Here is a 15725-nt window from a genome sequence, read left to right as displayed (position 1 = left end):
ACGCCAATGGTTTGAGGATTGTTTAACAAGGGCGAAGGGAACAAAAGAAGGCATACCAAATAAGCCCTTGGTTGTTTCCATTTTAAACCATTGGCAAGTTCGGTTTGTCAAGAGTTCGCTCCGCCGATTGCTGAATTAGCTTAAGGGCTCAGCTAAACAAAAAGTTAGGCTTGTCTTTGTTCTACTATCCATTGTTGTGCTAATCCAATGAGCTTTGTCCAACGTGCTGGCATTGTTGGAAGCCCCTTGAGTTCTGGATTCACTACGGGCACTTTTCCTTCTAAGGCGGCATGCGGACGCAAAAAGTTAAAGTAGGCCGTAAATAAGGTGACGTATGAAATGGAACCATGTTCAGAGCCGAATCCATGAGTGGAGCGATAATTGCCCTTAAAGGTGCGGTTAAGTCTCTCAATTATTTGTTTCAGTGGTCTATATTCGGTCGAAACAGGGTCCTCATTGGTTAATCCAATGACCTGCTTCACATCGAATGAAATCCCATGTTGAGCGAAGAAATGTTGGGCTAAAAGATAGATTGGATTCCCGTCTACCACAAAGGTCAGATTTTCTGGAATCTCTTTCATCTTGATTAAGACCTCATCAATTGCTCGAATGGCTGTTGCTGTGTCTCGATTAGGCGACACCGGATACGAAAGAATAATCTTTTTCACGGCGTCAAAAAAGAAAAATAAATAATGCCATCGACCGTTTACTCTGATATACGTTTCATCACCGCAGAATTGGTCTGAAAGTTCATAGGGATAGTGATCCACATAAGGTTTAAGTAATAAAGCTACGCTATTTTCGTAGTTCAATACAGTCTGATGTGAAATCATCACTCCGTGTACGTCCTGCATAATCGCAGCTGTTTTACGGGCCGAAAGGCCATAGTTTACATGATAGGTTAGGATTAATCCTAATGTATGTGGTGATGCATAAATCTTTGATAAGTCAACGGCCGGCAGTTCTGGTGATTCCTTGGATAACGGCTGGAAATCGATATGAAACTGACGGAAAATGTATCTTAATTTAAATGCTTGAGGGTCCTTTTTGAACCTTTTCTTTTCTTTTGAAGTCATCCCATTGAGCTTCTTTTGATAATAAGAACAGTCATTGTTCTTGCACTTAAACACGTGAAAATCTTTTCTTTCTTTTATTTTCTCGAGAGTTTTGGAACAATGAGGACACTTCAGGATGGCTTCCTTAGAATAACGGTTCTTTTCACTGAAGAGCTCTGTACACACCTTGCATTGATACTGGCCTTTATCTCCATTGTTGGCATAAAGATAATCTGATGGAGCACCACACTTTGGGCAGTTCATGGATTTAGGTACGGAAACTTTTGCATTCTTACGCCTTTGAACAGGTTTAAGTGGTTTCCCGTTCTTCTCTAGATATTCACTAAGAAGAACTCGATAATCAAGCTGTTCCAGAACTTCAATGACCGGAAGGTCGTCCACTTGAAGTTTTCGATATGGTTTATTTACTGGCTGTTCAGTAGGCTTATCAAACATACTCTTACCAATCAATAAAGTAAGCAATGTTCGAATTAGTTGTTCTTGATAGTTTATAAAAGTTAATAAATAGGTTATAATTTGAGGGTACAAATTGTCACTTCCTTTTCTAGGTTGTTGAGAGTGTCGTAACCTCAATTATCCTTAGAATTCAGGGGGTGGCAATTTTTTTGCTTATAAAGCCCTCTCAGATAGGATTTAATAACCTATTTACTATAAAAGTTTTGACAATACGAATAGATCGACGGAGGTAAATGAATGGAAGTTTTTGTGGCGAGGCAGCCACTATTTAATCGAATGGAAGAAGTTTATGGATATGAATTACTTTATCGTGATAATAATATTAATTCATTTCCGAATGTAGATGGAGATCAAGCGACTACAGGTTTAATTATTAATAGTTTTTTAAATATTGGGATGGAAAAATTATCAGATGGAAAACCTTGTTTTATCAATTTTACAGAAAACTTGTTAGAACTTAGGCTTCCTACATATTTTCAACCAAGGGACATTATAATAGAAATTCTAGAGACAGTTGTTCCAAGTCAAAAAATTATTGATATTTGTTTAGAACTTAAACAATTAGGTTATAAATTAGCTTTAGATGATTTTATCTTTGACAAAAGCAATGGATATGCACATTCCTTATTATTATTAGCAGATATGCTTAAAGTCGACTTCAAGCATACATCAAAAGAAGTACGGGAAGAGTTGGAATCGCTAGCTAAAAAACATGATATTGAATTGGTTGCAGAAAAGCTTGAGACAAGGGAAGAGTATGAACAAGCCAAAAAAAGTGGTTATCACTATTTTCAAGGCTATTATTTTTCTAGACCATTAATTATGACTTCCCACGATGTACCAACTTATATCCACACGTATTATAAAATTCTAGAACTTTTGAATGAGGAAACCCCAGATATTAATCGCATTTCAAAGTTGATTGAACAGGATATTTCTTTATCCTACAAGCTTTTGAAATTAATAAACACATTAGGGTTTGGGATGAAACAAAAAGTTACTAGCATAAAAAATGCTATTATTTATATAGGTCTTATAGAGCTTCAAAAATGGATTTATATTCTTACAGTTAGAGAAAAAGACTGGAAGAATGGCATCTCTTTTGAAGTGATGCATAATTGTTTAATTCGTTCTAAAATGTGTGAATCAGTAGCAAAGTTAATACCAGAAAGATTGGAATATGGAAGTTTTTTTTTAACAGGGATGTTTTCTCTAATGGATACTATTATGAATCAAGATATGGAAACCATTCTATCAGATTTGCCTTTAGATGAATCAATTGTCCATGCCCTTTCAGGAAAGAAAAATATGCAGCGAGAAGTGCTCCAATTGGTAATTGCAGCAGAAACTGCAGATTGGACAAGCATCGGACTCGGTTGTAAAGAATTAAATATACAAGAAAAAGAATTGTTTAAAGTATATGCAGAATCCATTTCATGGGCTAAAAAGCTTTTAGATGAAGATTATTTATAATGATACTATAATAAAGGCTGGGACAAAACAAAATATATAATAGATGATTGAGTCAAGTTTTTGTGGGAGTTTTTTTAGCTCCCTTTTTTATAAAGTAAAACCTCTAAGTTTGTATCCGCTTTCCAATTGGTTTTGTTCTTCCAACTGTTGATTCTCTCATTTTTTAAAAACCTTTTAATCCCTGTAAGGCAAAGTGAACGGGTTTTCCAATCGCTTGATTTAAGTATGGCATGTTCTGACGCACGGTTTCTGTTACTAATTTTGTGGGTATTTTTCTTTTCGGTCGATGCTCTTTCTTTGATTTTTCCGTGGCTTTTTCCCATTTTCCATATATCGTTTGGATAGATAGATCATCCTTCAACCCAATCCACAAACGTGCCATGCTCATGACGCCTTTTTTGCTCCATGCTCTTCCATTTTTTAATCGTTTGGCTAATTGATTCATCATTGCTTCTGCACTTCCCATTGGACGATACGCTGTCGTGTCCACGCCTTTCTCCTGTAACCAACTACGGTAATCTTTTATGGTTTCCTGATGATGCGTTAAAAAGCCGAGGAAATGCGCTAGTTTTTCTTCTTCTTCTGGTGTATCCATTGTTCCTACTGCGCTATTCAACTCTAGAAGTAATGTTTCTACCTGGTAGTTTTTTAACGCTCTTTTCATGTAGCGGTATCGAGGATGGCTCTTCATTAGTTGCTTCATCGAACGAGCGACATGAAAACGGTCCATGGTGAAAAAGGCGCGTTCCCGAAAATACTCCCGACATGCCGTTATCCAGCCTGCTCCATCGCCATTAATAATAAGCAAGGTTTGGGTTGGATCATACGCATAATGATTCTGTAAGAATGTTTCAAAAGCTTCCCAAAAGGGTTCTTTTTCTTCATAGAGAAAATGCCTTTTATTTCGGAGCCTGACTCGCTTTCCGTTTTCTTTCCATCCCTCATGTACAGCGGCGAATTTCAACTCCCATCCACGCTTTTTCTTTTCTTGACTCTTCACATATAATCCATCTACTTCGACAAACAACACCTTTTGAAAAGGACGTTTTTCCTTAGCGGGAAGTACGCTTGTATGAAGAAGATGTTGCCGTAATGCTTCGTGGCTCATCGCCGAATAGCCTAAAAATTGTTCGAACGTTTCCACCGCCTTTCGATAGGAGGAACCATTTGTCGCTAATTCTAGCCCCCATTCTTCTAATAGTGGACTAAACCCTTTATTCCCTTGAAACTGTAAATAATGATCTAACAGACAAATATATTTTTTGGTTACACGATCGAAATAATAATTACGCTTCAGCTCCACTGCTCCAAACGCTGTATCTACTCGTATTTCTCGTTTATCTCGTAAAGCAAATCTTCTTTTGTCTCGTTGCTGAGCAATCTCTAGATCCCAATTTTCTAATGTTTGAACAAGGATTTCTTGAAAGGTCATTTGTAGTGTTCGAAATAAAGTTTTTTCCAATTCTTTTAATGATGGCATTTTTGTGTTACATTGATTCATGAGAGCCTCTCCTTTTCGTAGTATTCTAGTCAAACTCTACTTTACAAAAGGAAGCTCTCTTTTTTAATACTTAATTTTTTCCAGCTACCGCGCTTTCGCTTGGTGGCCTTTTTGTCTAGTTGGGGGACTCGTCCCCCAACTAGACAAAAAGGATATTTATTCTCCCACAAACATTTTACTCATACTATAATAGATAAAGACGAACAATCTCTCATTTAGTAGCGAAACCAACTCGTTCCATTACGCTACAGACACTCTATGCGCCGGGGAGCAACCTAAGCCTACTCGGCTAAAGCCTGTGGGGTCTAAAGATTGCTCTACTTCCCGCAGGAGCCCGAGTGCCCTCCGCTCCATTTCAATCCGTTTTTAAAGGTTGTTTCGTTTCATCCTTTTTTTAAAGAAAATATAATGAGTAGGAAATACGAAGCAGACTGAATACACGTAGACTCCTATGGGAGCTGCGAGAAAGTCCAAGACCCCGCAGGAACGAGGAGGCTTGGCGCTCGCCCCATGGAAAGCGAAGTGTATTCAGTCTGCGGGTGATCACCACAAACCTTCTTTTTTAAAATTAATTAATTGCAGGTTAGACAAAGGAACAGTAAAATGAAAGAAGATTGAAATGAGCTTGGAGGAATTGGAATGAATATAAAGATAACAAAATGTCATGGTAGTGGCAATGACTTTTTAATTATAGATGAGATTTCGAATGCCTATCAGTTTACAGAGGAAGAAAGAGCACAATTAGCTATAGCATTATGTGACAGGCAGTCTTCTTTAGGTGCAGACGGAATTCTTTTTGTCATGCCAAGTAGCGTTGCTCATGCTAGAATGAGAGTATTTAATGCAGATGGATCCGAAGCATCTATGTGTGGAAATGGCATTCGCTGTGTTGCTCGCTATGTTTGTGAACTACTTCAAGTAGAAGAGGCTGTAATTGAAACGATGAAAGCTAATTTGGAAGTGAAAAATGAAACGGATATTTATCCAAATATTCCTACGTATTTGGTAGAGATCTCTCCTGTTTCTTTTCACACAAAAGACCTTCCGTTACAGGTGAGCACTGATACACTAATAAATGAGAAAATCACAGGGTTAAATCAAGATCTTTTATTTACTGCATTAGCAGTACCAAATCCACATTTAATTACGCTTGTAAATAAGGCAGTTCTTGAATCCGATATACAAGAAGGTTTAAGTAAATATGTGAATGGACCAAATGAATACTTTCCAGATGGAGTTAATGTTAGCTTTGTTTCAATCCTAGATAAAGGCAGTATTTATGTCCGTACATATGAACGAGGTGTTGGCTTTACAAATGCATGCGGAACCGCGATGTCAGCTTCTACCCTTGTTTCCATATTAAATGGTTATAATGAGGAAAATAGCTATGTTGATGTGTATAATAATGGTGGCAAAGTTCGATGCTATGTACATAATCAAAATAACCAATATCGAATCGATTTAATCGGAAATGCAACATATGTTTATCGAGCAGATGTTACATTTGACTGGAATGCACTTGATGGTTTTGAAGTAGCGAATAAGCAGTACTTTGAGGCTGAAGCTATTCAATATAAAAAACTACAAGATGAAGCAAAAAAGTATGTAGAGACTCATTTAAAGTAATTTTTGGGAAAACGTTTTGCTTGATAGGAATAGAATGATAAGGTTAGGTCTATTCAACATTTCGTTATGTAGAATAGGTACTAACCTTTTTCATTGCTTTAGAGCACCTAAAAGATAGAAATGTAGCCGTTTAGTATAATATTGTTCAATTAGCAAATGGTAAGTAAAAAAGGAATAGGTTATGAAACCAATAAAGCCATTTGAACCAATATTAACAGAAGTAATTCCAAAAGGCGATCAGTGGATTGCTCAGGTAAAGTGGGATGGAACAAGAATCCTCACTTATTATGATGGGGATAGAACGCAATTATTTAATCGAAAGAAAAATGAAAAAACACAACAATATCCAGAGCTATTAAAACCAAGTTCATTTATCCAGGCAAAAAATTGCATTCTCGATGGGGAAGTAATTGCATTACAGGATGGAAAACCGTCGTTTTATGAAGTAATGAGGCGTGATAGGTTACGAAATCTCGAACGATTGAGTGAGTTGCAAGAAAAAGTTCCCATTACATATATGATTTTTGATATCCTCTTTTTGGATGGTAACTGGCTAGTAGACAAACCTTTACAGGAAAGACAGCAAATATTAAGTGAAAAAATTTCTGGAAATGAAGTTGTGCAACTTGTCGAAAGTTTTTCAGATACACAAGGTTTATTTGAGGTTTGTCAGCAGCATCAACTGGAGGGAATTGTATGTAAGGACCTTGAAAGTTCTTATACAATAAATGGAAAAGATGCTAGATGGCGTAAGAGAAAAAAAGAGCAGGATTTAATCGCTATAGTAGGTGGAGTTACGATAAAAAATAATATAGTCCATTCTCTTCATCTCGGATTATTTGATAAGGTGGGTAAGTTATTCTATATTGGAAGTGCTGGCTCAGGCAAGCTGTCAGCAAACGATTGGGTCACTATAACAAAAGTAATGGAGCCGATTATCATACAAGATTGTCCTTTTTTTAATCAATGCGATGTGAAGGGAGGAGTTTGGTTAAGACCAGCGCTCACTGTAAAAATTTCCTTTTTAGAATGGACAGAAGGAAAAACTTTGAGGCACCCTGTGATTGAATCATTTGTAACTGTCCCAATTGAAGAATGCAAATTAGAATAACAGTAAAGGGAGTTATCATGTTAATCGATACTCCCTTTACTATTATGTGGATTGCTTAATACTTCTAGTACTTGACGGAATGGTTGTTTTTCTTTTACTTCAAAATAATGAGCAAATGGGTTGATTCCTTTATGCAATCTTTGCAATACTACATTCATGGAAAAGTGACTAGGATGTAAATCATCTGTTAATTCATTCCATTCAAGTGGACATGCAACAAATCCGCCTTTATTACCGCGAATGGAATAGGGAGCAATAATTGTCTTGCCCTCGCTATGCTGGATATAGTCAATATATAATCTGTTTTTGCGGTTTTTTTTCAATCTTTCAATGGTGAAAAGTTCTGGATTCTCAACAATCATATAGTTAGCAATAAATTCTGTGAACAAACGTACTTCTTCGTAAGTGAATGTTTTTTCAGGAAGTGGTAAATACACTTGAATGCCTTTATTTCCTGATATTTTTAAAAAGGATAAAAGCTGCAAGCGATCAAGAATCTGTTGAAGAGCTTTTGCAGCTTGAATTGCCATATGAAAATGTTCAACAGACGGCGGATCAAGATCAAACACAATTTCAGATGGCATATAATCCGAATAGATGGTTTCAAATGGAATATGAAATTCAAACGCTAATTGATTTCCTAACCATAAAAGAGTTTCTAGGTTATTACAAACAATATATTGAATCCCTTCATGCATAGATGTTTCTACATAGGAAGGGGCATAATCTGGGCATTGTTTTTGATAGAAAGATTCTCCAAATAGACCATGGGGAAAACGGATCGTTGTTAGTAGGCGATTTTGTAAAAAAGGAAGAAAGTAGGGGCTGATTTCTTTTAAATACAAAATATAATCGAGTTTAGTAATGGACGTATCGGGAAAAAGAGGTTTATCAGGATGGGTAATAGTAGTACCATCTGTTTCCAGAATATTTTCTAACTTACAGTCTTGCCAGTTTTGATTATATAAAAACTTCTTAAAAATTGGATTAATTATCTTTTGTTGTTCGAAGGAGGAAAATTGTAATTCTACGCATATTCCTGGTTCCATATAATAAAAGTCGTCATCCTCTATTTTATAATGTTCTTGTATGATAGATATAAGAGCTGTTTTTTCTTCTTTTTTTAATCCCTTTTTAAAAGAGCCGACAGCGATAATGTGTTTATTTAAACAGACGCTAACACCAAATGTTCCTGTTTTTTTATGATAGCTACTAATAAAAAATCCAGCTGAATGCATATGTAATCCCTCCTGAATGTATTCTATTAATAGTATTCCTGCATATCTCGTTCTGTATGAAATGTATGTGTTGCCAATAATTAAATAGTATGAAAAAGACTTGGTAACACAATGTATTAATAAAGATAAAAAGCTAACTATTTAACATATGTTTAGCTTGGATTGAACTAAAAGAGAATGGAGATAGAAGTATGCATACAATGTGGAAAGGAAATATAAGCTTTGGTCTAGTAAGCATCCCAATTAAGCTGCATTCTGCTATAGAGGATAAAGACATTAAGTTAAGAACGCTTCATAAGGCATGTCATGCTCCGATTAAATATGAAAAGAAGTGTTCCGCTTGTGAAAAAGAAGTGGCCCCAGAAGAAATAGTAAAGGCATATGAGTATGCTAAAGGTAAATATGTAGTCCTTGATGAAGAAGATTTGGAAAGTCTACGGAAAGAAAACGAAGACAAAGCAGTAGAGATTATTGACTTTGTAAAAATGGATGAGATTGACCCGATCTATTTTGAAAAATGTTATTATATGTCGTCAGGAGAAGGGGGAAATAAAGCATATGCTTTGCTGAGACAAGCATTACAAGAAACAGGGAAAGTAGGCATAGCAAAAATTATCATTCGTTCTAAAGAGCAGCTGGCTATTATTCGTGTATATGAAAATACACTTGTGATGGAGACAATCCATTTTCCTGATGAAGTCCGCAAAGTAGAGGATGTTCCTAATGTGCCGGCAGCCAATCAAATAGAAAAAAAGGAGTTAGAAACAGCCATTTTATTAATAGACCAATTAACAACAGAATTTACTCCTGAAAAATACATCGATGAATATCGAACCGCACTACTTGAATTAATTGAAGCAAAAAAAGCTGGAAAAGAAGTTGTTACAGGTGCGGATAAACCAAAAGAATCTAATGTGATGGATTTAATGGCCGCACTTCAAGCTTCGATTGACAATACAAAACCAAAGAAAACAGAAGAAAAGAAAAAAAAGCCAACAAGAAAGAAAGTTGTTAAAGAGGCTTAAAATGGAGATGGTGCTAGCTTTGAAAAATAAGCTAGCACCTTATATAACAGCGAGGTATTTACATGGAAAGAAAAATTACGACAAAGTATATAGTATCAATGATTGCGATTATCCTAATTTTTTGTAGTCTTTTTTATGTGATTGCAAAACATGTGACTAGTACTGATATCCTTTCATTTGATAATACTATCATCAAGTTTATTCAGTCTTTTATTTCAAGCGATTTAACAATGTGGGTTTGGACGAATTACATTTTTAGGATCTGTATTCTTTATCGCTGTTGCAATAGCAATTATAGCGGCTCTTTTGTTATGGAAAAAAAAATATGCGTTAGCTATTTTTATCGTTTCAGTAAATGGTCTTGGCGCACTTTTAAATAAGTTGCTTAAATGGTTATTTAAAAGAGAGCGTCCAGATATTTTGCCTGTTATAATAGAGAAAGGCTATAGTTTCCCTAGTGGACATTCAATGGGCTCCCTTATTTTCTTTGGCTCATGTGCATATCTGTGTATACATATTGTAAAATCAACTGGGAAGAAAGTAGTGGCGTATATAATCGCCAGTTTATTTATCCTGCTAATCGGTGTAAGCAGAATATATTTAGGGGTCCATTATCCGACAGATGTTGTCGGTGGATATGCAATAGGGATTGCTTATTCAGCAGTTTGTATTTTAGCTTTTCGTCTCTATGAATATAAAGCGAAGCGGTGAGAGGATTGTTTTAAACCTATAAATAAGAGAAATAAAAGAAGTGAATTATGGGGGAAGAAATGAATGAATCAGCATATCATACCAGCATCATCAAATATGAAAGAATTCGAAGCTTTTTTAAAAAGCGATTATGAAATTGGCGTGTTTTTGGAAGTGCATATTTCTCAATTAAAGCATATTAGCCTCCTTGCGAAACAGGCAAATAAAAAAATGATTTATCATGTTGATTTAATTCAAGGATTAAAAAGCGATGATTTTGGCACAGAGTTTATTTGCCAGGAGTTTAAGCCATATGGAGTCATTTCTACAAAATCATCTGTCATTTTAAAAGCAAAGCAGAAAAATGTAATAGCTATACAAAGAGTATTTTTGCTGGACAGTCATGCCATTGCCAAAAGCGTTAAACTCGTTCAAAGAACCCATCCAGATTATATTGAAGTACTACCAGGAACAATGCCTTGGATGATTAATGAAATTAAAAACAGTTTAAATGTGCCAATTCTTGCAGGGGGTTTAATTCGAACAGAAGAAGATGTTAGAAAAGCAATTGAGGCAGGTGCCACGGCAATTACTACTTCCAAAAAAGAATTGTGGCAAGGGATAAAGTGACTAACGGTATTAAATGTATTTTTACAGTGGGAATAATAAAAATAATTGACAGACCAACAGTAAGCGTTTACAATAATCTTACAAGTTAATTTAATGTGTTGGAGAAAAGGAGATGCACACAGTAGTCACAATTAAGTGGCTGTACTCTGTCGTGCACTCCTTTTTTTGCGCATTTTTTTAATTACTATCACTCTGTGCTTCAGGTGTGAAGATAATGTTACATTAGAAAAGAAAGCTAGAATGGAAACAAAAGGAATTTTTGTGAAAACTGAATGAACAGAGTGAAAAAGGAGAAGGGGGATTTTATGTCTGCTTTTATGGGAGAAGTTATTGGAACGATGATTTTGATTGTGTTTGGAGGAGGAGTAGTCGCAGGGGCGAATTTAAAGAAAGCGTTCTCTAATGGCGGTGGCTGGATTGTCATTACCATTGCATGGGGATTAGCTGTAACAATGGGTGTATTTGCTGTAGGCAGTATTAGTGGTGCTCACTTAAACCCAGCAGTTACGATTGCTCTTGCGATTACAGGAGATTTCCCGTGGAATGAAGTAGTACCTTATATTTTGGCACAAATGATTGGTGCATTTCTAGGAGCATGCATTGTTTATTTACACTATCTTCCACATTGGGGTGCAACAAAGGATTCTGACGCAAAACTGGCTGTATTTTCAACAGGACCAGCTATCCCACATACTTTTTCTAATATTTTAAGTGAATTGATTGGAACGTTTATGCTAGTGCTTGGTTTGTTGTTCATTGGAGCAAATAATTTTACAGAAGGACTTAACCCAATTGCTGTAGGTTTATTGATTGTTGTAATCGGAATGTCATTAGGAGGCACTACGGGTTATGCGATTAATCCAGCACGTGATCTTGGTCCAAGAATTGCTCATTTTGTGTTACCGATTGCGGGAAAAGGATCCTCTAATTTCCGTTATGCGTGGATTCCAGTAGCTGGACCGATTCTTGGCGGTTCTCTAGCAGCTATTGTTTATACTTATCTTTTTAAAGGTGTTGTCTTATCAAGCTTTTGGGTTGTTATAGCGATAAATGTACTTATATTATTGCTTGCATTTTTTATTACAAAAGGGGAAAGTAAGAGTATTGGTAAAAAAGTAGCGTGAATATTTACTAAGGGGAGGAATTATGATGGAAAAATTTATTTTATCACTAGATCAGGGGACAACAAGTTCAAGAGCAATTATTTTTAATAAAAAAGGGGAAATAGTTCATGTAGCCCAAAAGGAATTTACGCAAATTTTTCCTAAGCCAGGTTGGGTAGAACATAATGCAAATGAAATTTGGGGTTCTATTCTGGCTGTGATTGCAACCGTTTTATCTGAATCAGATATTAAACCAGAACAAATAGAAGGAATTGGGATTACTAATCAGCGTGAAACAGCAGTTGTTTGGGATAAGAATACTGGAGTTCCAATCTATAATGCTATTGTATGGCAATCAAGACAAACAAATGGGATATGCGAAGAGTTGAAGGAGCAAGGATATAATCAACTTTTCCGTGATAAAACAGGGCTTTTAATCGATGCCTATTTTGCTGGAACGAAAGTTAAGTGGATTTTAGATCATGTAGATGGTGCAAGACAAAAAGCAGAAGATGGTGAGTTGTTATTTGGGACGATTGATACATGGCTCATTTGGAAATTGTCTGGAGGGAAAGCTCATGTAACAGACTATACCAATGCTTCTCGTACGTTGATGTTTAATATTTATGATTTAAAATGGGATGAAGAGTTACTAGAAATTTTAACTGTTCCAAAATCAATGTTGCCGGAAGTAAAAGGATCATCAGAAATTTATGCTTATACGGTGGAAGGGCATTTCTTTGGGAAGCAAATTCCGATCGCTGGTGTAGCAGGAGATCAACAAGCAGCTTTATTCGGTCAGGCATGTTTTGAAGCAGGAATGGCAAAGAATACGTATGGAACAGGTTGCTTTATGTTAATGAATACTGGAGAAAAAGCTGTGAAGTCAGATCATGGTTTATTAACAACAATTGCATGGGGAATAGATGGAAAAGTGAATTATGCGCTTGAGGGAAGTATATTTGTCGCAGGTTCTGCTATCCAATGGCTACGAGACGGGCTAAGGATGTTAAAGGATGCAAAAGATAGTGAAGATTATGCAAGCAGAGTAGATTCTACGGATGGAGTCTATTTAGTTCCGGCATTCGTTGGTCTTGGTACTCCATATTGGGACAGCGATGTTCGTGGAGCTATGTTCGGCGTGACTAGAGGAACAACAAAGGAGCATTTTATTCGTGCAACACTTGAATCACTCGCTTATCAAACGAAAGATGTTCTTTCTGCTATGGAATCAGATTCGAATATTCAAGTAAAAACATTAAGAGCAGACGGGGGAGCTGTGCGAAACAATTTCTTAATGCAATTCCAAGGAGATTTATTAAATGTGCCAGTGGAAAGACCGGTTGTAAATGAAACAACTGCGTTAGGGGCAGCTTATCTTGCAGGTTTGGCAGTTGGCTACTGGAAGGATCAAAATGAAATTGCGGAGCAATGGAGTCTTGATCGCTCATTTGAACCAAAAATGGCGGAAGAGACAAGAGAAGAATTATATAATGGATGGAAGAAAGCGGTTAAAGCAACAATGGCTTTTAAATAAAGGATTTTGGAAAATGAAATCTTTGTTATTTATGAGAATTATTTCTAATGAATAGTATAAATACTATGAATATATAGAATAATATGTTATAATATAATTAAGTTAATAATATTTGTCTGGAGAATCGGAGAGACCACAAGGCATTATCATCATAATGGTAATGTAGCTTTGTGGTCTCTTTTTGTTTACTTAAATGGCAGATTGATAACGTATATTGCTGTTTTTAAAAGATGGAGATTTAATTAACCAACAAGGTGTTCACTTATAGGGAGGTTTTTACTTTGCAAAAAAAACCAAGTAGTAGAGAGAAAATAGAAGAACTATTAAGAAATAAAAAATTTGATGTCCTAGTTATCGGTGGAGGCATAACTGGATCAGGGATAGCCTTAGATGCAGCAACAAGAGGAATGGAAGTAGCACTTGTAGAAATGCAGGATTTCTCTGCAGGGACTTCAAGTAGATCGACAAAATTAGTGCACGGAGGACTACGCTATTTAAAGCAATTTGAAGTGAGGATGGTAGCAGAAGTAGGGAAAGAAAGGGAAGTTGTTTATGAAAATGGGCCACATGTAACTACACCAGAATGGATGTTACTACCTATCTATCAAGATGGAACTTTTGGTAAATTTTCAACAAATATTGGTTTAAGAGTGTATGATTTTCTTGCAGGCGTAAAAAAGTCTGAACGAAGAAAAATGCTTTCAAAAGATGAAACGCTATCGAAAGAGCCATTAATAAAAAAAGATGGTCTTAAAGGTGGCGGATATTATGTTGAATATCGTACAGATGATAGTCGTTTGACAGTAGAAGTAATGAAAAAAGCAGTAGAAAATGGGGCAGCGACCATTAATTACACAAAAGTAGAAAACTTTTTATATGATAAAAATGGAAAGGTAGAAGGTGTGGAAGTAAGAAATCTAATAACGGATATAGTTTATCCTATTTATGCAGATGTAATTGTTAATGCTACTGGGCCATGGGTAGATACATTAAGAACTATTGACGGAAGCAGAAAAGGAAAAACACTTCAACTCACAAAAGGTGTCCATTTAGTAATTAATGAATCTGTTTTCCCGCTGAAACAAGCGATTTATTTTGATACTCCTGATGGAAGAATGATTTTTGCGATTCCTCGTGATGGGAAAACATATGTCGGAACGACCGATACTTTTTATAGTGATGATCCAATCCATCCTTCCATGTCTGAAGAAGATAGGGATTATCTTTTAGGAGCAATTAAATTTATGTTTCCATCTGTATCTGTTTCAGCGGAAGATGTAGAATCAAGCTGGGCGGGAGTTAGACCATTAATCTTGGAAGACGGAAAAGATCCTTCCGAAATTTCACGAAAAGATGAAATTTGGGAGTCGGAAAGTAAACTTATTACCATTGCTGGAGGGAAATTAACTGGTTACCGCAAAATGGCCGAAACAGTTGTTAATCTAGTTGCAGTTAGACTGGAAGAGAATACTGGGAAAACATATAAAAAATGCATGACTAAATCTTTACCCATCTCAGGTGGTGACGTTGGTGGTTCTAGTGGTTATTCCACCTATATTAAAGATGTAGTATCAAAGGGAGTGGAAGCGGGTCTCTCCAAAGTAGATGCCGAAAAAATTGCAAAATTATATGGCAGCAATGCTCCGATTCTATATGAACTTGCAAAAGAATCACTTGCAAAAAATGAAGAGCTTTCACCAGTTCTTCTTGCAAGAATTCTTTATGCAATAGAATACGAATTTGCTATGACACCAACAGACGTATTGTTAAGACGTACAGGAATGTTGCTTTTCGATATCGATAAAGTGAAAGAAGTAAAAGAGTCTGTAATTAACTATATGGCAGATTATTATAACTGGAACGATGAAAGAATCAATACTTTAACAGTAGAACTAGAAGCAGAAATTCACAAAGCAACAGTACCATTTGAAGGATAATGTAAATAGAAAAAATTACTTAAATTCTTTTCTCTTTCTATCATTCATTTTTCCAAAGTTATTGATGGAAAGCGAAGTGTATTCAGCCTGCAGGCTAAATACACTTCGCTTTTTAGAAAACATGGCTCGAGCAACCATTAAATAAACATTTTTACAAAAATAGGGAAACTAAATGTTGACTCCAATCTAATTCTGCGCTATGATGTTTATTGTATGTATTTGAGGTTTAACAGAATTTTGTAGAATTATGTGTAAGGTAACAAGAAATTTATAAGTATACGGAACAACTATATAAGAGCATTCAAAACAATTACACTCCATT

General features: G+C 35.9%; 12 protein-coding genes. 9 read left to right on the top strand and 3 right to left on the bottom strand.

Features of this window, described 5'->3' with window-relative positions; translation table 11 throughout:
* Positions 1-164 precede the first annotated feature (164 nt).
* Positions 165-1604 carry a DDE-type integrase/transposase/recombinase gene (locus tag NST60_RS21030; protein ID WP_169187685.1) on the bottom strand — a complete coding sequence of 480 codons (1440 nt, stop codon included), beginning with the start codon at positions 1602-1604 and terminating at the stop codon, positions 165-167.
* Positions 1605-1769: 165 nt separating this feature from the next.
* On the opposite strand from NST60_RS21030, the gene NST60_RS21025 reads away from it, so the two are divergent.
* Positions 1770-3005, top strand: a complete 1236-nt coding sequence (locus NST60_RS21025; RefSeq protein ID WP_101731027.1) for an EAL and HDOD domain-containing protein — start codon at positions 1770-1772, stop codon at positions 3003-3005.
* 163 nt (positions 3006-3168) lie between these two features.
* On the opposite strand, the gene NST60_RS21020 is transcribed toward NST60_RS21025, so the two are convergent.
* Positions 3169-4506 carry an ISLre2 family transposase gene (locus NST60_RS21020; RefSeq protein ID WP_100525934.1) on the bottom strand — a complete coding sequence of 446 codons (1338 nt, stop codon included), beginning with the start codon at positions 4504-4506 and terminating at the stop codon, positions 3169-3171.
* 639 nt (positions 4507-5145) lie between these two features.
* On the opposite strand from NST60_RS21020, the gene dapF reads away from it, so the two are divergent.
* Positions 5146-6132 (top strand): diaminopimelate epimerase, encoded by a 987-nt coding sequence (dapF, locus tag NST60_RS21015; RefSeq protein ID WP_016203933.1) that lies wholly within the window; start codon positions 5146-5148, stop codon positions 6130-6132.
* Positions 6133-6313: 181 nt separating this feature from the next.
* A complete protein-coding gene (locus tag NST60_RS21010; RefSeq protein ID WP_169188717.1) occupies positions 6314-7243 on the top strand; it encodes an ATP-dependent DNA ligase in 930 nt (309 codons plus the stop codon).
* A gap of 20 nt (positions 7244-7263) precedes the next feature.
* Here the strand turns inward: NST60_RS21010 and ligD are convergent, their stop codons facing one another.
* Positions 7264-8481 carry a DNA ligase D gene (gene ligD, locus NST60_RS21005; protein WP_169188716.1) on the bottom strand — a complete coding sequence of 406 codons (1218 nt, stop codon included), beginning with the start codon at positions 8479-8481 and terminating at the stop codon, positions 7264-7266.
* A gap of 191 nt (positions 8482-8672) precedes the next feature.
* Between ligD and ku the strand changes: the two genes are divergently transcribed.
* The 6 genes from ku to NST60_RS20975 all read left to right on the top strand — a co-directional run bounded on the left by ku (position 8673) and on the right by NST60_RS20975 (position 15403).
* Positions 8673-9506, top strand: coding sequence for a non-homologous end joining protein Ku (gene ku / locus NST60_RS21000; RefSeq protein WP_016203930.1), 834 nt, complete (start codon positions 8673-8675; stop codon positions 9504-9506).
* A gap of 306 nt (positions 9507-9812) precedes the next feature.
* Positions 9813-10217: a phosphatase PAP2 family protein gene (locus NST60_RS20995; protein WP_341100070.1), complete on the top strand. Its 405-nt coding sequence runs from the start codon at positions 9813-9815 to the stop codon at positions 10215-10217.
* Positions 10218-10280: 63 nt separating this feature from the next.
* Entirely contained in the window at positions 10281-10826 is a 546-nt protein-coding gene (locus tag NST60_RS20990) for a glycerol-3-phosphate responsive antiterminator (RefSeq protein WP_101731032.1), read from the top strand.
* Positions 10827-11131: 305 nt separating this feature from the next.
* Complete coding sequence (locus NST60_RS20985) at positions 11132-11950, top strand: MIP/aquaporin family protein (protein WP_016203926.1); 819 nt, start codon at positions 11132-11134, stop codon at positions 11948-11950.
* Positions 11951-11975: 25 nt separating this feature from the next.
* Positions 11976-13466 (top strand): glycerol kinase GlpK, encoded by a 1491-nt coding sequence (glpK, locus tag NST60_RS20980; RefSeq protein WP_016203925.1) that lies wholly within the window; start codon positions 11976-11978, stop codon positions 13464-13466.
* A gap of 281 nt (positions 13467-13747) precedes the next feature.
* Positions 13748-15403: a glycerol-3-phosphate dehydrogenase/oxidase gene (locus tag NST60_RS20975; protein ID WP_101731033.1), complete on the top strand. Its 1656-nt coding sequence runs from the start codon at positions 13748-13750 to the stop codon at positions 15401-15403.
* Positions 15404-15725: the final 322 nt, after the last annotated feature.

The organism is Niallia sp. FSL W8-1348 (genome assembly GCF_038006745.1).
Classification (GTDB): Bacteria; Bacillota; Bacilli; order Bacillales; family Cytobacillaceae; genus Niallia; species Niallia alba.
Note: the sequence above shows the minus strand (reverse complement) of the source record. Positions and strands in the feature narration are given on the sequence as shown.

What these genes read in the sequence shown, in the direction of transcription:
- NST60_RS21025 (WP_101731027.1), top strand. Translation starts at nt 1,770, where the DNA reads ATGGAAGTTTTTGTGGCGAGGCAGCCACTATTTAATCGAATGGAAGAA.
- NST60_RS21020 (WP_100525934.1), bottom strand. Translation starts at nt 4,506, where the DNA reads ATGAATCAATGTAACACAAAAATGCCATCATTAAAAGAATTGGAAAAA.
- dapF (WP_016203933.1), top strand. Translation starts at nt 5,146, where the DNA reads ATGAATATAAAGATAACAAAATGTCATGGTAGTGGCAATGACTTTTTA.
- NST60_RS21010 (WP_169188717.1), top strand. Translation starts at nt 6,314, where the DNA reads ATGAAACCAATAAAGCCATTTGAACCAATATTAACAGAAGTAATTCCA.
- ligD (WP_169188716.1), bottom strand. Translation starts at nt 8,481, where the DNA reads ATGCATTCAGCTGGATTTTTTATTAGTAGCTATCATAAAAAAACAGGA.
- ku (WP_016203930.1), top strand. Translation starts at nt 8,673, where the DNA reads ATGCATACAATGTGGAAAGGAAATATAAGCTTTGGTCTAGTAAGCATC.
- NST60_RS20990 (WP_101731032.1), top strand. Translation starts at nt 10,281, where the DNA reads ATGAATCAGCATATCATACCAGCATCATCAAATATGAAAGAATTCGAA.
- NST60_RS20985 (WP_016203926.1), top strand. Translation starts at nt 11,132, where the DNA reads ATGTCTGCTTTTATGGGAGAAGTTATTGGAACGATGATTTTGATTGTG.
- glpK (WP_016203925.1), top strand. Translation starts at nt 11,976, where the DNA reads ATGGAAAAATTTATTTTATCACTAGATCAGGGGACAACAAGTTCAAGA.